15 protein-coding genes and 2 pseudogenes are annotated in these 20,258 nt (G+C 57.6%); 8 read left to right on the top strand and 9 right to left on the bottom strand.

The features are described 5' to 3' along the window. The 8 genes from ACWKWM_RS16695 to yaaA all read right to left on the bottom strand — a co-directional run bounded on the left by ACWKWM_RS16695 (position 1) and on the right by yaaA (position 11,792). Complete coding sequence (locus ACWKWM_RS16695) at positions 1 to 1,440, bottom strand: alginate O-acetyltransferase AlgX-related protein (RefSeq protein ID WP_483847196.1); 1,440 nt, start codon at positions 1,438 to 1,440, stop codon at positions 1 to 3. Positions 1,441 to 1,449: 9 nt separating this feature from the next. Further along, the gene (algG, locus tag ACWKWM_RS16690) at positions 1,450 to 3,081 is read right to left on the bottom strand and encodes a mannuronan 5-epimerase AlgG (RefSeq protein WP_483847195.1); all 1,632 of its coding nucleotides are present in this window, start codon (positions 3,079 to 3,081) and stop codon (positions 1,450 to 1,452) included. Positions 3,082 to 3,108: 27 nt separating this feature from the next. Next, on the bottom strand, positions 3,109 to 4,617 hold the full coding sequence (locus ACWKWM_RS16685) for an alginate export family protein (RefSeq protein ID WP_483847334.1): 1,509 nt from the start codon (positions 4,615 to 4,617) through the stop codon (positions 3,109 to 3,111). 2 nt (positions 4,618 to 4,619) lie between these two features. Beyond that, positions 4,620 to 6,032 (bottom strand): alginate biosynthesis TPR repeat lipoprotein AlgK, encoded by a 1,413-nt coding sequence (gene algK, locus ACWKWM_RS16680; RefSeq protein ID WP_483847194.1) that lies wholly within the window; start codon positions 6,030 to 6,032, stop codon positions 4,620 to 4,622. 2 nt (positions 6,033 to 6,034) lie between these two features. After that, positions 6,035 to 7,204, bottom strand: a complete 1,170-nt coding sequence (locus ACWKWM_RS16675) for a PilZ domain-containing protein (protein WP_483847193.1) — start codon at positions 7,202 to 7,204, stop codon at positions 6,035 to 6,037. A gap of 53 nt (positions 7,205 to 7,257) precedes the next feature. Next, the gene (gene alg8 / locus ACWKWM_RS16670; RefSeq protein ID WP_483847192.1) at positions 7,258 to 8,739 is read right to left on the bottom strand and encodes a mannuronan synthase; all 1,482 of its coding nucleotides are present in this window, start codon (positions 8,737 to 8,739) and stop codon (positions 7,258 to 7,260) included. 142 nt (positions 8,740 to 8,881) lie between these two features. Next, the gene (locus ACWKWM_RS16665) at positions 8,882 to 10,198 is read right to left on the bottom strand and encodes a nucleotide sugar dehydrogenase (protein WP_483847191.1); all 1,317 of its coding nucleotides are present in this window, start codon (positions 10,196 to 10,198) and stop codon (positions 8,882 to 8,884) included. 814 nt (positions 10,199 to 11,012) lie between these two features. Continuing rightward, on the bottom strand, positions 11,013 to 11,792 hold the full coding sequence (gene yaaA / locus ACWKWM_RS16660) for a peroxide stress protein YaaA (protein WP_483847190.1): 780 nt from the start codon (positions 11,790 to 11,792) through the stop codon (positions 11,013 to 11,015). A 232-nt stretch (positions 11,793 to 12,024) separates the two neighbouring features. On the opposite strand from yaaA, the pseudogene ACWKWM_RS16655 reads away from it, so the two are divergent. The 8 genes and pseudogenes from ACWKWM_RS16655 to ACWKWM_RS16620 form a co-directional block, all read left to right on the top strand. Then, positions 12,025 to 13,188 (top strand): annotated as a pseudogene (locus tag ACWKWM_RS16655) (polysaccharide deacetylase family protein); the annotation flags it as partial. 415 nt (positions 13,189 to 13,603) lie between these two features. Continuing rightward, the gene (locus ACWKWM_RS16650; protein WP_483847189.1) at positions 13,604 to 14,998 is read left to right on the top strand and encodes a PhoH family protein; all 1,395 of its coding nucleotides are present in this window, start codon (positions 13,604 to 13,606) and stop codon (positions 14,996 to 14,998) included. 200 nt (positions 14,999 to 15,198) lie between these two features. After that, positions 15,199 to 15,684, top strand: a complete 486-nt coding sequence (moaC, locus tag ACWKWM_RS16645) for a cyclic pyranopterin monophosphate synthase MoaC (RefSeq protein WP_483847188.1) — start codon at positions 15,199 to 15,201, stop codon at positions 15,682 to 15,684. Then, on the top strand, positions 15,681 to 15,932 hold the full coding sequence (locus ACWKWM_RS16640; RefSeq protein WP_483847187.1) for a MoaD/ThiS family protein: 252 nt from the start codon (positions 15,681 to 15,683) through the stop codon (positions 15,930 to 15,932). Before moaC ends, ACWKWM_RS16640 begins: the two co-directional genes overlap by 4 nt. Before the next feature lie 2 nt (positions 15,933 to 15,934). Beyond that, entirely contained in the window at positions 15,935 to 16,384 is a 450-nt protein-coding gene (moaE, locus tag ACWKWM_RS16635; RefSeq protein WP_483847186.1) for a molybdopterin synthase catalytic subunit MoaE, read from the top strand. A 358-nt stretch (positions 16,385 to 16,742) separates the two neighbouring features. After that, positions 16,743 to 17,426, top strand: coding sequence for a CsgG/HfaB family protein (locus ACWKWM_RS16630; RefSeq protein WP_483847185.1), 684 nt, complete (start codon positions 16,743 to 16,745; stop codon positions 17,424 to 17,426). A gap of 24 nt (positions 17,427 to 17,450) precedes the next feature. Beyond that, entirely contained in the window at positions 17,451 to 17,822 is a 372-nt protein-coding gene (locus tag ACWKWM_RS16625; protein WP_483847184.1) for a DUF4810 domain-containing protein, read from the top strand. Continuing rightward, positions 17,819 to 18,481, top strand: coding sequence for a DUF799 domain-containing protein (locus ACWKWM_RS16620; RefSeq protein WP_483847183.1), 663 nt, complete (start codon positions 17,819 to 17,821; stop codon positions 18,479 to 18,481). Before ACWKWM_RS16625 ends, ACWKWM_RS16620 begins: the two co-directional genes overlap by 4 nt. Before the next feature lie 229 nt (positions 18,482 to 18,710). Here ACWKWM_RS16620 and rhlB read toward each other — a convergent pair. Beyond that, positions 18,711 to 19,997 (bottom strand): annotated as a pseudogene (rhlB, locus tag ACWKWM_RS16615) (ATP-dependent RNA helicase RhlB); the annotation flags it as partial. Between the last annotated feature and the right edge of the window lie 261 nt (positions 19,998 to 20,258).

Raw genomic sequence — 20,258 nt, 5'->3', positions numbered from 1 at the left:
TCATAACCCGGCTTGCGCGGTGCGATGCGCGACATTCGGGAACACGTTGCGTTTGCATACTTTGGCTTCGACTTGCTGGGGTGCAGTGCCCGCTTCCGGACCCTGTACTTCCAGTGCGAGCAATTGCTGGTCAGCCCAGTCCTTGTCATCGCGCAGTTCGAAGGCGAAGCGCCCGTCGGTATCGGATGTTTCAGGTTTCTCGATTTTCAAATCTTCGTGGCGGCCGTTCATGTACCAGAGTCGGGCCTGAAGGGTCTTCACCGAGGTGTCGGCGAATTTGATATCGATCTGATTACTGCCGTTACGCACGTCCTTGATGCCATTTTTGCCGTTGACCAACAGTTCGTTGGTGCCCGGCTTGAGCGAAGTGCTGGCGCTCATGAGCGCCGGCTTGCCCTCGCAGCCGTTGTCCAGCAAGGACATCATCTGGCGGTAGATGGTCTCCTGGTCCAGACGGTACAGCGGCGAGAATTCCCAGATGAGAATCTTCGGTGGGTGTTTCTGGAAGTCGTCGCTGCCCAGGTACTGCAGCATCGAGCCTTCGAGGCCACCGCCAGGGAATGAAACGTTCAATACGTCGGCGCCCATGTATTCCTGAAGAAACCCGGCGAAGTTGTAGTTCTTGCCGCTGTGGCTGGTGCCGACCAGGGTGATTTCCGGGGTCCCGGAGTCGCCGAACAGATCGCCGTCCGCCGCCTCGCCCTTGGGCTCGGTTTCGAACATGTCCATGTACTGGATCGCGTAGCTGGAGTTGCACAACTGACCGGCCATGTTGTGCAGGGTGCCTTTCTTGCCCATGCGGCCGGAGATGTGAGACTCGAATTCACGCTTGGGCACGCTGGCGAATTCCGGCAGTTGCTTCACCGATTCGGCGACGATCTTCGCGGTACGTTGGGCACCGTATGGGGTCCAGTGCTGGTCGCCACGGAAGTAGAAATCGTGGGCCTGTTGCTCGTTGGTCAACGGCGACAAGTCCGGCACGGTGTAGCCCATTTTCGCGAAACGGCCGAGCATCGCCTGATAGTTTTTCAGCGCGGTGTTGTAGTCGAATTTGTCGCGTTCGGCCGGGAACAGCTTGTTGCGATCCACCAGGCCGCGAGTGGGCTGATACACCACTACCAGCTCTACGCCTTTACTCTTGAACGCGTCGTGCAGTTCTTTCATCCGCGCGTAACCTTCAGGCGTGGTGTCGAACTCGGTGCGCAGGTCTTCTTTGGTCCGGAACAGCCAGTCGCCCTGCGCCTGGACCAGCGTGGTGAAGTTCTGCTGATAGCGTGAAACGTAGTTTTTCTCGTCGTGCGCTTCCGGGCACAGACTGCAGCAGGGCTCGGCCTTGAAAGTTGGCGCGGCGGCTGCGTCGTCTGCGTAGGCGTTGCCCGCAGCGAACAGCGCAGCGGTCAGGCCGGAAAGGCTGAGAAACTTGATCAGTTGAGCGTGCATAGAAATTCCTCAGTCCCGCATGTCTGTCTGACGTTCGACCGGGTCGATCAATACGGCTTTTTGTTGGCGCACCAGCAGGTCGAGGATTTCATCCTGGCGGTCGCCGAGAATCCCGTTGAAGGTGATGCCGCTGGTTTTGGTGGGCGCCAGCATCGACACCTTGTACAGCTCGACGCTGAGCGGGGAGTCGATGGACAAAGGCCCGGAGCCGTTGGACGCAAGATTGCCGCCGACCATGATCAGCGACACTTCGGCGTCGAACGGATCGAGCTTGATGTCGCGGTCGGTGTCGCTCAGGTCCTTGATGTGGCCGTAGACGCCCATCAGGCCATTACCCATGGCGAGGTTCTCGTACAGCCTGATGTTGGTGCTGTTACGGACCCGAATCCCGTGACGACGGTTGGCGAATACGCGGTTGCCCCAGATCATGTTGTCGCCACTTTCATACAGCGTGATGCCGTCGGAGTGGTTGCGGTAGATCTCGTTGTAAGCCACCAGATTGTTGACGCTGTTACGGTCGAGCACGACGCCGGACAGGTGATTTTCGTAGCTTTTGTTGTTGATGATGAAGCTGTCGTTCACTTCACGGGACACGATGATGCCGTGCTTTTTCTTGGTCCCGAACACCGTGTTTTCGGCAATGATCAGACCGTGGGAACGGTCATGGGGGTCGATGCCGTAAACGATGTTGTCGCGGTAGGTGCTGCCCTTGACGACGAAGTCGCGGGCTTCATAGCAGTAGAAGCCGTACCACAGGTCCGAGAATTCGGAGTTGATGATCCAGCCGGTAGGGTCCGGACGCTTCATCACCGCCTTCATGTTCGGTGTGTACTGGGAAATGCTCACCCCGTACGACTTGCTGTTGTTGTAGCCCAGGCTCGCGACCTTGGTGTTGACGATGTAGGTCTGCGTGCCACCCCAAGACAACAGGAATGGGCGGAATTCCTTCGGCGTCTTGTAGAGGGACGGGCCGTTGGCTTTTTCGCTCCAGCCGGTCAACTTGGTGTCGGTAATGAACAGCATGTTGTCGTTGACCACAAACGCGCCGGCTTCTTGAGACAAACGCAGTTCCTGGGTCTTTTTATCGACTTCGAGGATGCCTTTCTTGCCGACCACAATCGGCAGGCGCGCAATGAATACGCCCGGCGAGGTCTCGCTCAAGTACTGGTTTGGCACCTTCTTGGCCAGATCGCGAAGGTTGATGTAGCCGTCATCAATGAAGATCGCCTGCGGGATCCCATGCTGACGTGAGACCCACTCGGCCATCTTGTTATCGCCGCCGATGAACTCCTTCAGCGAGTCTTCCTGCATCATCCGCTTGATCGACACCTTGCCCGGTTTGCTGCGCACGATCTTCTTTTCCACCGCTTGTGCGGTGTAGCCGGACAGGTCCGGCAGCTTGGGCTTGTCCATCATCAGCGGTTCGCTCGGCGGGCTGCTGATGGTGTAGGTCTTGGCTTGCTGCAGCTCTTTGACGACACCGTCTTTTGGCGCCTGTTTGCTTGCGACAGCCGCAGGTGCCGGAGCCGTACTGGCCATGGCCGCAGTGCTTGCCAGCAGTATGGCGCTGCTCAGTACTGCGCATTCGAGCAGGGCATGAGGCCAGGTTCGGTTACGCGAACTGCTTGCTTGACTGTTCATTTCATTGCACTCCTTTCGCAGCTTGCATCAGAAGCGCCAGATAACGTCGACGATGGCGCGGTGCATGTATTCATCCACACCGTTGTGATACGCATCGCCGGGCTTGAACACGCCTGCGCGCAGACGTACCAGAGCCGATGGCTCATCGAACGACTGGCTGACCGAAGCGGGCAGCAGGCCTTGTTTGAAATACTTGGTGACCACCAGGTCCATCTCTTGACCCAAGTCTTTGCGGCCGTCTTCCAGTGGCAGGGAATCAAAGGTCCCGGTGCTGATCCCGTCTGCATCGACGTTATCGCGCGCAGGGTTCACGCCCGCGCCGCCAATGCCGGAGTGACCGTCCACGCGACGGAACTTGTGGTAGACGAGCGAGGCGTCGTACTCGTCGCGCAGTTGCCAGGAGGCGAACAGCGAGCCGGACTCCACGTTGGCCATTTCGCCCTGAAAGGCTTCACCAAAACGGTGTACGCGTGAGCGGGTGCCGGTCCAGTTGGAGCGGTTGCTCTCAAGACCGTTCTGCTCGTAATTTTTACTGGCGCGAGAATAAGCGCCACCGACCTGCCACATCGGATCGAGACGGAAACGCAGGCCCAGGTCACTGGCCCAGCCGTTCACGTTGCTCTTGTCCTTGGCACCGGCCAGGTATTGGTCGCTGGTGGCATCGTAGGCAGCGCCGATCCGGTCACGGTCGCCGTTGAGCCAGGTCACACTGCCCCAATAGTTGATCGGGTTAGTGTTGCGATAGTTGTAGGCATCGCTGTTGGCTTGCAGGCCCAGCCAAGTCAGATCACCAGTGGACGTTTTGTCCAGGTCATCCAGCGCCTCGCCCTGATGTTTCAAACTGCCATCGTCGTGGCTGTAGTGACCGCGAATGCCAGCCCAATGACCGGGCGTCCACTGGTAGCTGACGTCGCCGTACAGGTGCTGACGGTCTTTGTCCTGCGGGTCGAGCTCGGTGAGATCTGTGCGGTATTCGCTGAAACGCTGAGCGGCGCCGACTTCTGCCTTGAGCAGCGTGGTGTCGAAGGTCCAGTCCAGCGCTTCGATGTTCACGTCGTGCCACTGGCCGTCGTCATTGCGCAGGCGCTGGCGCCCGAACTTGAGGATCTCACCCGGATAAGGTGTGAAGCCGCTGTAGCCGACCCAGAATTCGCGCAGCGCCGCGTAGCTATCAGAAACCTTGCGGCTATTGGCCGTGCCGCGAGCCTGCTGGCTGGTCTGTCCGGTCTGGCTGTCGGTGGATTGCTGTTCCAGCGGGTCGGTCTGGATGGTGTCAGTGGCGGTCACCACCTGGCCCATCGCATAACCGCTCCAGTCGCCCCACTTGCCGTACATCCATGGGCGTACATCGAGGCCGATACCGTTCACGTCGCCGCCGCCACGGGTGCCCAGGTCACGGTCATCTTCAGCCTGGCCGGTGGCTTTCACTTCGATGCCAAAGTTCTTGTCTTCGGTCAGCGCGGCGAGGGTCGGGGTTGCCCAGATCAGGGAAAAACCCAAGCCCAAACCCGCGGCCATCAGGGGATTTAACTTCAGCTTCATAGGGGTGCGTCCTCGCCGTCTTGTTCTGGTTGCAGGGCTTGCATGGCCAACGCGTTTTGAGCGCTGGCGCCACGCACCTGCTGTTCTTGTTGGAGGAGGCGTTGCGCAGTCGCACGCTTCTCCGGCGGCAATTGATCGTTGAGTTGCGCAGCAAGATCTTTGGCCTCAGGGGTGTCCTGAATTAGCGCCAATTGACCGAAGACCCACGCATTCACAGGGTCTGGCTTGATGCCTTTGCCCTGGGAGAACAGCTGCGCGATGGCGAAGTCGGCGCTGCTCTGACCCCCACGGGCAGCGGTCAACAACTGGTCGACGGCTTTCTGTGGGTCGGGATTGCCGAGATAGCCACGGCGATAGAGCTGGCCGAGGTAGTAGTGGGCGGAGAGTTGAGTGGCGGCCGCTTTTTGCAAGTGTTCTTCAGCCTTGTGCGCGTCCGGTAGCACCATCTTGCCTTCGTAATACAGACGGCCCAGCAACAGCTCGGCGCGCGGCTGATCGGCGGCGCGGCCGTTGTCCAGGTATTCCATCATCTTGTCGACGTCGCCCAATTCCGGGTAGTCGTAGAGCAATTGCGCAAGGCTCACCCACGACGCGGGATAGACCGGGGCGATCTTTTCCAGCAATTGCTGGGAGGTCTTCTCGTCAGGCTTGCCCAGCGTCGCGTCCGACAACACTCGCGCCACGCTGTCGACGCGTTGTGCCGTCACAGAACCCACTGCGTAACCCTTTTGCATCTGGTCCAGCAGCGCCGCCTGTTTGTCGGCCGCGCCTTGTTTCTGGTAGACGGTCGCCAATTCGACGTAACAGATGTCGGTAGTGTTGAGCGCCTGCTTGCAGATACTTTCCACTTCCGCCAGATGCTGGTCGTAGGTGCCCTGAGTGCGATACAGCAGCACCTGAGCCAGACCTGCTTCGGGGTAGCCTCGCGCGCGCCACTGGCTGATCTTCTCCTGCGCGTTCACGTTCGGGAAACTGTGCGGGTATTGCAGATAGAGCATGGCCAGCGGGATCAAGGTGCCTTGTTCGCCATTGGCAAAAGCTTTTTTCAACAGGGCTTCGGCTTCGTGCTGTTCGGCCTCGGTCGAGTTGGGTTTGACTGCCAGCAGCTTGCCCAGACGTGACTGCGCGCGAGGGGACGTGTCGGCAGCAGCGCGGTAGGTCGCCTCGGCTTGCTTGATCAGCTCAGGATCGCGGGTACCGACCTGAATGTCCGCCAGACCGACCTGTGCATCGCTATAACCCAGGTCCGCCAGTTGCCGGTAGTTTTGCTCCGCGACCGCGGTGTCTCCGCGTTTCAGGGCTTCATTGGCCAGGCGTTGATCGGGCAGGCCGGCACAGCCGCTGATACCTATCGCAATCGCGAGGCTCAATAACGTAGGGGCTGACAAGTTTCGTAGTGGGCTAGCCATGTTTAGAGACCTGCGGCCGTGGCTTTATCGATCAACCAGTTCAACGATGGGCCACGATCACTGACGACTTCTACCGGACGGCCGGCCAGGCTGCTGTTGATCGACTCGTCAGGCTTGATCTGCACGCGAATGTCCGAAGACAGGTCGACCGGGTTCAGGCTGGTCGCGCTGACGATCTGGCCGCCATGGGAACCCGGCTCACCGGCCACCTGGAAGTTGACGCGAGCGCCGGGCTGTACGTCGGCGAACTGGCGATAGGTGAAGCGTGCGTCGACATTGGCGGCAACGTTGCGCGGCGTCAGCTGGAAAATCACCTGACCTTTGGCGGCGTATTGACCGTCAGCCACCAGTTGCTTGCCGACCACGCAATCACATGGGCTGGTCAGCGTGCCGGCCATCTGGCGACCGAACAGTTCTTCGATTTTGGCGGGCTGCATTTCGTCAGGATCGAGATTGCCTTTGAGCATCTCCAGCATGCTGGTGCTGAACGAAGCGAGCGGGGCACCTTTGGCCACGTTGCCATCGGCGCCGACCAGGCTTGAAACAGTGCCTTCGCGCGGCATGGTCACGTCCATCGTTGGCACGCTGACCAGACCTGCGGTCGAGTGGCTGACGAAGTACATGCCGTACACGGACTTGACCACAAAACCAAAAGCCGCCAGACCGACGATGAAGATACCGGCGCTGAAGGTCACAGCGCGCAAACGGCCGAACGCAGTCATGCCGCTGCCGCCATCCTTGATTTTGCGCGCCTTGGTGAAATTGTCGCGCTGCAGGGTCGCCAGTACTTCACCCATGCTGACGACTTCGCCGCTCAGGTGCGAAGTGATCAGGTGGCGCAGGGTCGAGATGTCCTGGGCGTCGAGGTTCTGGAACTGTGCGCCGACGCGACCGTTGGCGCTGTCGAACGAACGGACCTGAATTTCAACGTCCATCGCCAGACCGAGATTGTCGATCACGAATTGCAGGCGGCCCTTGTACACCTGGCCAACGGTCAGTGGGTGTTGGCCGACGTTGAAAGCCAGACCGCCTGCGGACAGGTCATCAACTTTGGCATCGATCGGGTTGCGGTCATTGCCCAGCAGGCGAAGTTTGGCTGGAATCCGGACGCGTGCATGCTGACGCTGGGCTTCGGATTCGTGGACGACGTTCACATTCATGGCGGTATTCATGGCGGTAATTCCTGATTAATCGAGTTGATCCATTAGTCCGGCTGGGACTTGCTTCAAACCATCGTCAGCAGTACTGCGACGAAGATGCTGCCAGCCGAAAAAGTCATGGTTCGAGACGACCAGGTGTTGAACCACCCCTGGAAGCTGGCCATGTCGCGGCTAAGTTTGGTGTCCTGGCGGGTCCAGGACTGGCGGTCGAGGCGAAAGAAGACGTAGATCTTCATCAGTGCGCCGACGATCTGGTTGTAATAGAGAATCACCGGGTAGGCCGGTCCGATCGAGTGCCCGCTAAGGGACAGCAACAGCGTGAGAATCAAACGGGTGATACCGATCCACAGCAGGTAAACCAACAGGAAAGCGAAGCCGTATTTGAATGCGGCGATCAGGGCAACGGTGAGGCCCAGGATCGAGGTCCACATCGATACCCGCTGATCGAACAGAACGATGCTGGTGAATACACCCAGGCGTCCGACGCCCAGACCAAGGGCGCGAGAATTCTGCCGCAGGTTGTTGCCATACCAGCGATACATCAGTTTGCGGCTGGCCTTGAGAAAGCTCTTTTCCGGCGGGTGTTCAACGGTGTTGATAGCAGCGTCCGGCACGTAAAACGTGTCGTAGCCCAGGCGCATCAGGCTGAACCAGCTGGACTTGTCGTCGCCGGTCAGGAACTTGAATCGGCCCAGACGCCAGTGTTGCAGCGAGTCGCTTTCCACATCGGCAATGAACGCGGGATCAGTGACCACGGTTGCGCGAAACACAGACATGCGGCCGGTCATCGTCAACACGCGCTTGGACAGGGCCATGGAGCACATGTTGATGTGACGCTGGGCGAAACGCAGCTTGTGCCACTCGGCCATGATGTAGCCGCCGCGCACTTCGCAGAATTCGTTGGTGGTCAGGCCGCCAACGTTTTCGAACAGCTGAAACCACGGCACGGTCTTGCGCACGACACCTTCGCTGAGCACGGTGTCGCCATCGACCACGGCAACCACGGCGCGGTCATCGGGCATGTGGCGCGAAATCGCGCGGAAACCGAATGCCAGGCCGTCACGTTTGCCGGTGCCGGCGATGCGCACGAAGTCCAGCTTCACGTGCTCGGGCGGGTTGTGCTTGGCCCACAGCGCCTTCACCAGCAACTCGTCAGACATTTCCACGAGGGAGCAGACAACGGTGGTCGGGAAGCCACATTCGATGGCCTCGCGGATCACCGAGCTGTAGACCTGCGCGGTGGTCAGTGCGTCGATCCGAAAGCTGGTGACCATGAGAAACACGTGGGACGGATCGGCTGACTTGCCCAGTTTGCGTACTTTGCGACGCAGGTGCGGGTAAACCACATACAAAAACAACATGCCCCGCACAAAGTGCGTTGCACCCATCGAGTAACGCCAGATACCGATGATCCCGATGAGGAAAATAAAGTCCTTCGACTGCGAGTCGAAGATGCTTGAAGGCAACGCCATGGCAATGGCGGCCAGCAAACTTAAATAAAACAGCCAACCTGCGGCTTGGAGAAAGCCGTGCCTTAACGTTTGCATAGTGTGTATCCGCATAGTGAGAAACAGAGGACCGTTGGAGCGAGGCTTGCCCGCGAAGGGAGCTCCGCGGTGTGTCAGATAGCCCGCATCGTCAGCAACGAGGGCAAGCGGAACGCCGCCCGGCCTCGCTCCTACAGGTGCCTTACCAGCAAATACCTTCGGTCTGGCCGTTTGCTTCTGTCGCGTTGGTCATGAAGCCCACCAGGTCGATGACGCGCTTACCCGCTGGTGCGTTGTTGGCCAGAGCACGGAAGCGTTCATCGCGGTTACCGAGAATGATCACGTCGGAGTTGTTGATCACGTCGTCGAAGTCCGCGTTGAGCAGGGACGAAACGTGAGGGATCTTCGACTCGATGTACTCTTTGTTCGCGCCGTGGACACGTGCGTACTCAACGTTCTTGTCGTAGATGCTCAGGTCGAAACCCTTGCCGATCAGCATTTCGGCAAGCTCCACCAATGGGCTTTCACGCAGGTCGTCAGTACCGGCCTTGAAGCTCAGGCCCAGCAGCGCCACTTTGCGTGAATCGTGGGCAGCGACGATGTCGAAGGCGTTCTGCACTTGCGAGACGTTGCTGCGCATCAGGGAGTTGAGCAGCGGCGCATCGACGTCCAGGGAACTGGCGCGATAGGTCAAGGCACGCACGTCCTTTGGCAGGCAGGAACCGCCGAACGCGAAGCCAGGGCGCATGTAGTACTGAGACAGGTTGAGTGTCTTGTCCTGGCAAACCACTTCCATCACTTCGCGACCGTCGACGCCGACAGCCTTGGCGATGTTGCCGATTTCGTTGGCGAAAGTGACTTTGGTGGCGTGCCACACGTTGCAGGTGTACTTGATCATTTCGGCAACGGCGATGTCCTTGCGGATGATCGGGGCGTCGAGTTCTTCGTAAAGCGATTGCAGGACGTCGCCCGACGCTTTGTCGAATTCGCCGATGACGGTCATCGGGGGACGATCGTAGTCGGCAATTGCGGTGCTTTCACGCAGGAATTCCGGGTTTACTGCAACGCCGAAGTCAACACCGGCTTTTTTGCCCGAGCAGTCTTCGAGGATGGGGATGACCACGTTGGCGACAGTGCCTGGAAGCACCGTGCTGCGTACTACGATGGTGTGACGGGTGGTTTTGTCACGCAGAACGAAACCGATTTCCCGGCATACCGATTCAATGAAATCGAGCTCCAGATCGCCATTCTTCTTGCTTGGCGTGCCGACGCAAATCATCGACAGGTCAGTGGCGCGAATCGCTTCTGAAAAGTCCGTGGTACCGCGCAGTTTGCCGTTCTTGATGCCCTGTTCCAGAAGCTCGCCGAGTCCTGGTTCAACGATAGGCGACTTGCCTTGGTTGATGAGATCGATCTTGGCGCTGGAGATATCCACACCCACAACATCATGACCACGCGCCGAGAGGCAACCAGCACATACTGCACCGACATAGCCCAAACCAAAGATGCTGATATGCATCGTAATCTCCTCGAGTTTTACGCCATTAGTTGGCTGGATATAAATACTGTCATCAACTTTCGCGCACTTGATCGCCCAACAAATTAATGTCGTCGAAAAAGTACAGACAGAATTTAAATGTGAGGGCCTCAGGTGGAGGCTGGCTCAAATGTTACAGAATACGGACGCCGGGTAGTCCATAAATATATATATGGTTTCCCGATTTGGGATGTGGCATAGCACTCCGGTAAAAATGTAGAGTCGCCTTTCGCGCCTCTGGCTCAAGAGTTTTCCCTTGGTCAGTCGTGTCCTGCTCGTCTGGTGACTCAGGCTCCGATTGGATGCTCGCCTGAATTTAGTCAATTAGCTTGGTGCGTTGTCTCCCTGTTCGTATCACATTTACCGACAGGGGTTAACTATGTTTAGACAACTACCAGATTCGTCCCTATTCCATGTAAGAGATGTCTTACGTAAAGGGCGTGAATTGTTACGGGATGTAGGAGCGCCGAGTTTCAATATAAGTTCCTGGCCGCTCGTCCTCTTTTTGAGATTTCTTGAGATATTAGATCGCTGAGATGTGGTCGCATTGTGCTAGTACTTTCTGTTTGGCCCTTAGTTCTAAGGTGTTTGAGGGCGCTACATGTTTATATGCCATCACCAAATAACGCCAATGCGCCAGTATCAGAAAAGCTGTTAAATTTTTGAGATTCAGGAGGAGGATAAAAAACTTGTCGATTTGTTGGCGCCAATAAGTCGTCTAAAAACAGCTCCACCGCGTGGTTTTATATTAAAAAATATAAGCGCGACAACGGAGCGTCGCGCCATTTCAATCTTGTTATGCCTGCGGTTCATCCCTCAGGAAAACATATTTGTCAGCGGTGGACTGCCCCGAATTGAACCGGTAACCGCTCACGTCGAACTGTTTCAGAGCGTCCGGGTGCTTGATGCGCTCAGAAATCACAAACCGACTCATCATGCCCCGTGCTTTTTTGGCGTAAAAACTGATGATTTTGTACTGGCCGTTTTTCAGGTCCCGAAATTCGGTGCTAATCACCCGCGCATTCAAGGCGGAGCGTTTCACGGCCGAAAAGTACTCGTTGGAGGCCAGGTTCAACAGAACATCATCGCCCTGCTCGGCGAGTGCTTCATTGAGCCAGTCGCTGATGCGTGATCCCCAGAATGCATACAAATCCTTGCCGCGCGCATTGGCAAGCTTGGTCCCCATCTCCAGGCGATAGGGCTGCATGAGGTCCAACGGACGAAGCAGACCATAGAGGCCGGACAGCATGCGCAGATGCTTTTGTGCAAAGTCCAGATCCGCTTCGCTCAAGGTTTCAGCCTGCAGCCCGGTGTAGACGTCACCTTTGAACGCAAGCAGGGCTTGCTTGGCATTATCTGGCGTGAACGCTGGGTTCCAGCTGCCAAAGCGCGCGGCGTTCAGACCTGACAGCTTGTCGGACAGGTGCATCAATTCGCCGATTTGCGCGGGTGTCAGGTCACGCAGCTGAGTAATCAACTCTTGAGCGTGATCCAGATACTGCGGCTGCGTGTATCGATCGGTGGTGGGAGGGGTTTCGAAATCGAGGGTTTTGGCGGGGGAAATCACCATCAGCATGTGCGTGTCTCCTTTAATCGTGGGGCGATTCTAGAGGTTGTGCGCGGGTGACTCCAGCTATGGTGGTGATAGCGAGCGATATCGGAATCTGTAGGAGCCAACTTGTTGGCGAGGGGCTAAGGCGGTGTGCCAGGCGTATTGCTTCGCGAACAAGTTCGCTCATACAGATCCGTTGCCTTTATAGTGCTGCGCTTGCTTGCTATGTCGATGATCAGGGTAGGGAGTCGTTGTTTTGCGCACAGTTTTGTTGATCGCTGCCTGTCTGGTCGGGCTCAATGCGCAGGCCGCGCCCGTGGACGTCGCGACGCTTGATCGCAGTGTCTGGCCTGAAGCCCTGAGTACCCCAGAGTTATTCGATGTCGCCTCTCGGGCCGAGATTCTGGGTTTTGCCCATCAACTGCTCGAAAGTGAAAACCTGTCAGACGGGCAACTTGCCGCCCGCCTGGGCTTGCGACAGATCAACCTATCCTCGGTGAATGTCGTCCGCACCCGCTTGTGGTCGCGTCTGTTCGACAACTACCAGTTCGCGCAAAAGAACTGCGATCAAGATGCATCGTTCTGCGTATTGGTCGACGATTTGCCGATGCTGCGTCAGCGCGCTGCGGAATTCAAAGTGGCGGACGATTCGTTTTATGCCAAGTGGGCAGCGCCTGCCGCCGCGTTCAATCAGCGTTATCTGAACGAGCTGTTGCGCATGGCGGCGCTGTTCCCCGCGACCAGCAGCGAAATCGAGCGCTACAACTCCGATGAGCTGAGCGGCGAGGAAATGCCCGACCGCACCTTTCTGCTCAATTTCGACAGCGGACCAACCGTTGCCGATGGCGCAACCGACTGGCTGGCAGACTTCATGCGCCAGCAGAAAATCAACGCTACCTTCTACGTGCTCGGCAAGACGCTGCAAGCGCGCGTGGATACCAGTTCTGCGAACGCGTTACAGACACTCTATAAACAGCAGTGCGTGGGCGTGCAGGGGTGGGAATACCGATCTCACGCGCACTGGGTCGATTGGGAGGATTCCGTCACCCGCAGCGCGGCTCTGGTTCAGCAAGTCCTGCCCGACAATTTCGTCCCGCTGTTTCGCCCGCCCTACGGCCATCGTCGTGCCGACAGCGCGGGGTTTTTTCGCGATCAGCAGATTCGCGTGGCGCTTTGGAACATCGACTCCCAGGACAGTACGGGTCAGCTGGATGCAGAGCAGACTTCGCAACGCGTGCTGACACTCATGCTGCTTTGGCGCAAAGGCACGGTGGTGTTTCATGACATCCACAAGATCGCGCAGCAGGCGGTGCCGTGGCTGATGGCCAACACGGCGCAGTCAGGTGTGATCTGGGAGGATTGTCATATCTATCCGCAGCAGTTGTCGGATGAGTCGGATGAAGCGGAACCCGAAAGCGATGCGCCGGATGAGCAGGAAGACGAGTCGTCGGAAAGTCAGCCGCAAGAGCAGCCGGATCAGGCTGAGAGGCCTGCTGAGCAACGCGAGGAGTGAATAAGGAAGGAGAAGCAAGCAACGGATTTGCCGAGGATTTTGCCCCGACCGGACTTCCGACTGTAAACGCCTGCGACCCTCCCGCCAAGGGCTATTCGTCATGCTGAGAAATAAACATCAAAACCAGTAAAAACACTTTTTTATGTCACAGGTTTTGCGGTATTACGACAGCAGACCGCCGAACCCTGCAACACAGGTGGCGTCACCCAGACTCCACTTTGCGCATTTTCTCTCCTGCCTCAAGGAGAGAGCCTCGGCGGCCTTTTCGTAGCGCAGTACAAGACGATGCTGCGCTATCTGGCTTTTATAAAGGTGAGCGAGTATGGATGACCACGGACGCACCCCTTCCTCTAACCAGCCAATCCTCTACGTGCTCGATACAAACGTTCTGATTCACGATCCAAACGCTCTGCTGAATTTCGAAGAACACCACGTCGCTATCCCCATGACGGTCCTGGAAGAACTGGACAAGCTCAAGGCGGGTAAGCATTCGGTCGCCGCAGAATGCCGCCAGGCCATCCGGTTGATCGACAAGACACTCGGCGAAGCGACCCCGGAGGAGGTCGAACAAGGTGTGCCGATAGATCGAGGTACTGGCGTCCTCAAGGGTTATCTGTCGATCATGATGAGCAAGCGTGAAGAGCCCAACAGCCTTCTGCCCGAGCATCTGAACGACAACATCATCATCAACCAATTGATCGACCTGCACGCCCGTAAACCGGACTTGCGCATTGTGCTGGTCACCAAAGACATCAACATGCGCCTCAAGGCCCGTGCGTGTGGGATCGCGGCCGAGGACTACAGTACTGACCAACTGGTGGACGACGTTTCGCTGTTGTCCCGTGGTTATCAGAACATGACCGGTTCTTTCTGGGACCGCGTCAGCAAGGTTGAAACACGTCAGGAGCGTGGTCGCACCTGGCACCGCGTGCAATTGAGCGAAAGCCTGCCGCCGATGCACATGAATGAATTCATCATTGATGAGCAGGGTTTTGTGGGATGGGTCAAAGGCGTCAAGGCCGATGAGCTGTTGATTCTGGACATGCATCAGGAACCGCTGATGCACCAGGAGGCCTGGGGCCTGAAGCCACGCGATATCTATCAGGGCCTGGCGCTGTTTGCGCTGCTCGATCCGGATATCCATCTGGTCAACCTGTCTGGCGCCGCCGGTTCCGGTAAAACCATTTTGGCCCTGGCCGCTGCCATCGAGCAGACCATGGTCACCAAGCGTTATCGCCGCATCATCGCCACCCGCAGTGTGCAAGGGCTCGACCAGGAGATCGGCTTCTTGCCAGGTACCGAAGCAGAGAAAATGGAGCCGTGGCTGGGCGCCATCACCGACAACCTTGAAGCGCTGCACATGGACGACGAAAACACCCATGGCAGTGTCGATTACATCCTCAGCAAAGTGCCGTTGCAGTTCAAATCTCTCAACTACATTCGAGGCCGCAGCTTCCAGCAAAGCCTGATCCTGATCGACGAATGCCAGAACCTGACGCCGCACCAGATGAAAACCATCATCACCCGTGCCGGCGCCGGTTCCAAGGTGGTCTGCCTGGGTAACCTGGCGCAGATCGATACTCCTTACCTATCGGCCACCAGTTCTGGCCTGACCTACCTGACGGAGCGTTTCAAGGATTTCCCCAACGGCGTGCACATCACCCTGCAAGGGGTGCCACGCTCGATCCTGGCCGAGTATGCGGAGAGTCATTTGTAAAACCGTAGTTTAACGGTGGTGTGACACAGCCTGTGGGAGCGGACCCGTCCGCGAATATGTCGGTAAGGGCAGCGAGCATTCAGGATCAATCCAGAGTGCTCACTGCTGACACGGGCCTCTTCGCGGACAGGTCCGCTCCCACATTTCGTTCAGCGATGTAATTGGGTTTACAATCCACGCTCCTGCTCAGGAGTACCGCTGTGCTGACTCATCTCGATTCCCAAGGTCGCGCCAATATGGTCGACGTCACCGAAAAAGCTGTGACGTCCCGTGAAGCCGTGGCCCAAGCGCGTGTGCGCATGCTCCCTGAAACGCTGCAAATGATCGTGTCCGGAGGCCATCCGAAAGGGGATGTGTTCGCCGTAGCCCGTATTGCCGGAATTCAAGCCGCTAAAAAAACCAGTGATTTGATTCCGCTGTGCCACCCGCTGATGCTGACCAGCGTCAAGGTCGAACTGAGCGCGGAAGGCGACGACACCGTTCACATCCTCGCCCGCTGCAAGTTATCCGGTCAGACCGGCGTGGAAATGGAAGCATTGACCGCCGCCAGCGTTGCCGCCCTGACGATCTACGACATGTGCAAAGCGGTCGATCGCGGCATGGTCATCGAACAGGTTCGGCTGCTTGAGAAGCTGGGCGGCAAGAGCGGCCATTTCATCGCGGACGATCAGGAGCAGAGCCAATGAGCATTCACGTTCAGGTTCAGTTCTTCGCCCGCTTTCGCGAAACCCTTGGCACCGAAAGCGAACGCCTTGAAGGCACTTTCGCCACGGTTGATGCGGTGCGCCAGCACTTGCTTGCACGCGGCGGTGTATGGGACGTGTTGGGGGAGCCCAACATCATGTGCGCTCGCAACCAAGAACTCTGCCAGCTGGACGAACCTGTTGAACCCGGCGATGAAGTGGCGTTTTTCCCGACCGTCACCGGAGGTTGAGCATGGGCGTTCGAGTCCAGGCAACGGCCTTCGATCCAGGGGCTGAAGTCAACGCAATGCACGCCGCCAATGTAGGCGTCGGCGCGGTGGTGAGCTTTGTTGGCTATGTCCGGGATTTCAATGATGGGCGCGACGTGGCAGGAATGTTCTTGGAGCACTATCCGGGCATGACCGAAAAAGCCTTGGGCAAGATCGTCGAGGAGGCGCAGCAGCGTTGGCCATTGCTTAACCTGGAAGTGATTCACCGGGTCGGGGCGCTGGAGCCTGGCGAGCCTATCGTCTTTGTGGGTGTCGCCAGCGCCCACCGCCAAGCTGCGTTTGAGGCCTGTGATTTCGTCATGGACTATCTGAAAACCCGCGCTCCGTTCTGGAAAAAGGAAGTCACGTCAGAAGGGCCGCGCTGGGTGGAAGGGCGCGACAGCGATTATACGGCGGCCAAGCGTTGGAAGTGATTCGATCGTGCGCCACCGGTTGACGTCGGGAAAGTGCCGGACTAGCATGTCGCAAAAATGATGTCACAGTGATATTTCTCAGGGAGTGAGCACATCTTTTCGAGCATTTGTGTCGGGCATCTTTGCCAGCCTTTAGGCCCTTGCGCCTCATCCCTCGTAGCATCCAATCACTATTCCCTGCCATTGCGCTCGTCTTGGGCGCTGTGCATTGCACCAAAAAAATTCAAACGGGCGGTACAGCAACAGTGATCCCCGCCGATGCAGCGATGCAATGATTCAAACACCTCAGCGCAGCGAGCACAAAAGTCTTCGGCAACTGCGGGTGACGTTTTAGATTTCGAAAATATGGAGAGTGAGTGTGAGCAAACTGCACAAGATTTTGGTTTCAGGGATAGCGGCCGCAACGCTGGCGTTGGTCAGCGGCTGTGCAACGGAGAGTTCACGTTCAATGCCGGTGGAGAAGGTTGAAACTGCGGGTATTGCTTACTCCGGCGTTCGGACGCCGATTGCTGTCGGCAAATTCGATAACCGCTCCAGTTACATGCGCGGCATTTTCTCCGACGGCGTTGATCGTCTCGGAGGCCAGGCCAAGACCATTCTGATCACGCACATGCAGCAGACCAATCGCTTCAGTGTGATGGACCGCGACAACATGGCCGAGATTGGTCAGGAAGCCACGTTCAAGAACAAGGCTCAACATATCAAGGGTGCTGACTTCGTCGTCACCGGCGACGTGACTGAGTTTGGCCGTAAAGAAGTCGGCGATCAGCAACTGTTTGGTTTGCTGGGCCGTGGCAAGCAACAGATCGCTTACGCCAAGGTTGCGCTGAACATCGTCAATATCAGCACCTCTGAAGTGGTTTATTCCACCCAAGGTGCCGGCGAATACCAACTCTCGAATCGCGAAATCATCGGCTTCGGTGGCACTGCCAGCTATGACTCGACGCTCAATGGCAAGGTCCTGGACCTGGCGATGCGTGAAGCGGTGAACAACATGGTGCGTGCTATCGACAGCGGCGCCTGGAAACCCACTGCTAATTAATTCACACAGGGAAGTGTAAACATCATGGCTAAGAAAATGATGAGGTTGCGTTTGATCGCCGCCGTATTGGCAACCGTGTGGCTCAGTGGCTGTGCGCAACAGCCCAAGACCCTCTATCAGTGGGGCAGCTACCAGCCTGAGGTGTACGAGTATTTCAAGGGTGAGTCCAAGGAAGCGCAGATCGCCAAGCTCGAAGAAGACTTGCAGAAGATCCGCTCGACCAACGGCAGCCCTCCACCGGGTTATCACGCGCAGCTAGGCATGCTGTACGGCGGCATAGGCAAGGATGATCAGATGGTTCAGGAACTGCGTACCGAGAAAGCGCTGTTTCCGGAGTCTGCAACGTACATGGATTTTCTGCTGAGAAACGTCAAGACAGGAGTCGCCTCTAAATGAGCGCACGTTATCTGAAACTGGCGGCCATCCTGCTGGCCTCAGCCGTCATGGGTGGCTGCGTTGCACCGAAAGCCAGTGTCGACTATTCGGCGTTCAAGGAAAGCAAACCCCGTTCGATCCTGGTGATGCCGCCGGTCAACGAGTCGCCTGACGTCAAGGCCACTTACAGCCTTTACTCTCAGGTGACGTTCCCTCTGGCGGAGGCGGGTTACTACGTTTTGCCGGTTGGACTGGTCGATGAGACGTTCAAGCAGAACGGTCTGACTAACGCCACGGATATTCAGGAGACATCGCCGGCCAAGTTGCGTGAGATCTTCGGCGCTGATTCGGCCTTATACATCAAGGTGACTCAGTACGGCACCACCTACATGGTCATCAGCAGCCAGACCCTGGTGACGGCGACCGCCAAACTGGTTGATCTGCGCACCGGCACCGCGCTGTGGACAGGTACGGCCAGTGCTTCCAGTGATGAAGGCGGCAACAACAGTGGTGGTGGTTTGATCGGTATGCTGGTCACCGCTGCTGTGAAGCAGATCGTTAACAGCTCTACCGATGCTGCCCATCCGATTGCCGGTATCACCAGCGCTCGTCTGTTGTCCGCAGGTCACCCGGCAGGTCTGCTTTACGGACCACGCTCGCCGAAGTACGGCACTGACTGAAAACGTCTGCCCGGCCAAGCGTAAGGTACAAAAAAAGCGCAGCCTGTTCAGGTTGCGCTTTTTTATTGCCTGGGTGTCAACACCAAGCAAGTACGCCGGTCTGGTTTGAATCTGACCGCGTAGCCGTCGAGCTGGCGTGCGTCTGGCCATAAACCGTTCGTAAAGGCTGAGATTCAGGGGGCTACCAAAGCTGCGCGACGACGTGGTGTCGCCGCGAGCGAAGAGGTGATTACTCTACTGCGGTTTCAGACTTGGGCTTACGCACAACCGCACGCAGCAAATGCGTCGGGGGCGTTTCACAGCTGATCTTGCGACCGAGCTTCTCTTCGATGGCCGGCAACTGATACGAGTCATCTTCGCCAGCAAAGCTGATCGACACGCCATCAGCCCCTGCACGACCGGTCCGGCCGATACGGTGTACGTAATCGTCCGGCACTTCCGGCAGGGTGAAGTTGATCACGTGGCTGATGCCGTCAATGTGAATCCCGCGACCGGCCACATCGGTAGCCACCAGCACACGAATCTTGCCTTCGCGGAACCCTTCCAGCGTCTTGATCCGCTTGTGTTGCGGCACGTCGCCGGACAGTTGAGCGGCATTGACGCCATCACGCACCAAGCGCTCTTCAATGCGCCGCACCTCATCCTTGCGATTGGCAAACACCATCACCCGCTCCCAACCGTTGTCGGTGACGAGGTTGTAGAGCAGCTTGTACTTGTCAGCGCCTGCAACGGCATAAACATGCTGTTCGACGGTATCGCTGGCGACGTTGACTGATTCGATCTCGACAATGGAAGGATCGGTGGTCCACTGCTTGGCGAGGTTCATCACGTCTTCGGTGAAAGTCGCGGAGAACAGAAGCGTCTGACGCTCGCCCTTGTGCGGGGTCTGGCGAATGATCGAACGCACTTGCGGGATGAAGCCCATGTCGAGCATGCGGTCAGCTTCGTCGAGGACCATCACTTCGACCATGTCCAGATGCACTTCGCCGCGTTGGTTGAAGTCCAGCAAACGGCCCGGTGTCGCCACCAGAATGTCGCAATGACGGGCTTCGAGCTGCTTGAGCTGCTTGTCGAAATCCATACCGCCAACGAACGTCATGACGTTGAGGCCGGTGTACTTGGTCAGCAGCTCGGCATCTTTGGCGATCTGCACCACCAGCTCGCGGGTCGGCGCGATGATCAGCGCACGGGGTTCGCCCATGTAGCGCTCTTTGGGCGGCGGTGTTTGCTGCAGCTGGGTGATGATCGAAATCAGGAACGCGGCGGTCTTGCCGGTGCCGGTCTGCGCGCGACCAATGGCGTCTTTGCCCTTGAGGGTGAAGCCCAGAACGCCCGCCTGGATCGGCGTGCAGTAAGGGAAACCCAGATCGTGGATTGCGTGCATCAATTCAGGGGACAGCGCGAAATCGTGAAAGCGGGTTTTGCCTTCTTGCGGTTCTACGGCGAAATCTTCGAGTTTCCAGGGCTTAACCTGCGGCTTGGGCGCGCGTTCGCGGCGTGGGCGCTCGACCTTGGGCTCAACGGCTGCGTCCAGATGGACGGACTCTTTAATCTCGACGGGCGTGACGACAGGCGCTGCGGCAGCGGCACTGCGTTCCCGTGGTGCGCCTTCAATCGGGCTTCTGGCGACGGGGAGGGGAGCGACTGGGCTGGGAGCGAGCTGCTCAGCCTCGCCTTTACCGAACATCTTTTTGAGTGCTTTGAGCACGGTCATCTCATCAATTGATTAAGGAATGTACGCCGGGCAGTGTAAAGCAAGAACAGGGCCCGGCGTAGT

The sequence above is a fragment of the Pseudomonas rosaeacicularis genome, from assembly GCF_057128745.1.
This window is presented reverse-complemented; position numbering and strand designations above follow the sequence as displayed.

Excerpts from the sequence above, each read along its gene's own strand:
- ACWKWM_RS16665 (WP_483847191.1), bottom strand. The coding sequence starts at position 10,198 with ATGCATATCAGCATCTTTGGTTTGGGCTATGTCGGTGCAGTATGTGCT.
- ACWKWM_RS16695 (WP_483847196.1), bottom strand. The coding sequence starts at position 1,440 with ATGCACGCTCAACTGATCAAGTTTCTCAGCCTTTCCGGCCTGACCGCT.
- moaE (WP_483847186.1), top strand. The coding sequence starts at position 15,935 with ATGGGCGTTCGAGTCCAGGCAACGGCCTTCGATCCAGGGGCTGAAGTC.
- algG (WP_483847195.1), bottom strand. The coding sequence starts at position 3,081 with ATGAACAGTCAAGCAAGCAGTTCGCGTAACCGAACCTGGCCTCATGCC.
- ACWKWM_RS16625 (WP_483847184.1), top strand. The coding sequence starts at position 17,451 with ATGGCTAAGAAAATGATGAGGTTGCGTTTGATCGCCGCCGTATTGGCA.
- ACWKWM_RS16640 (WP_483847187.1), top strand. The coding sequence starts at position 15,681 with ATGAGCATTCACGTTCAGGTTCAGTTCTTCGCCCGCTTTCGCGAAACC.
- alg8 (WP_483847192.1), bottom strand. The coding sequence starts at position 8,739 with ATGCAAACGTTAAGGCACGGCTTTCTCCAAGCCGCAGGTTGGCTGTTT.
- algK (WP_483847194.1), bottom strand. The coding sequence starts at position 6,032 with ATGGCTAGCCCACTACGAAACTTGTCAGCCCCTACGTTATTGAGCCTC.
- ACWKWM_RS16650 (WP_483847189.1), top strand. The coding sequence starts at position 13,604 with ATGGATGACCACGGACGCACCCCTTCCTCTAACCAGCCAATCCTCTAC.
- ACWKWM_RS16620 (WP_483847183.1), top strand. The coding sequence starts at position 17,819 with ATGAGCGCACGTTATCTGAAACTGGCGGCCATCCTGCTGGCCTCAGCC.
- ACWKWM_RS16675 (WP_483847193.1), bottom strand. The coding sequence starts at position 7,204 with ATGAATACCGCCATGAATGTGAACGTCGTCCACGAATCCGAAGCCCAG.
- yaaA (WP_483847190.1), bottom strand. The coding sequence starts at position 11,792 with ATGCTGATGGTGATTTCCCCCGCCAAAACCCTCGATTTCGAAACCCCT.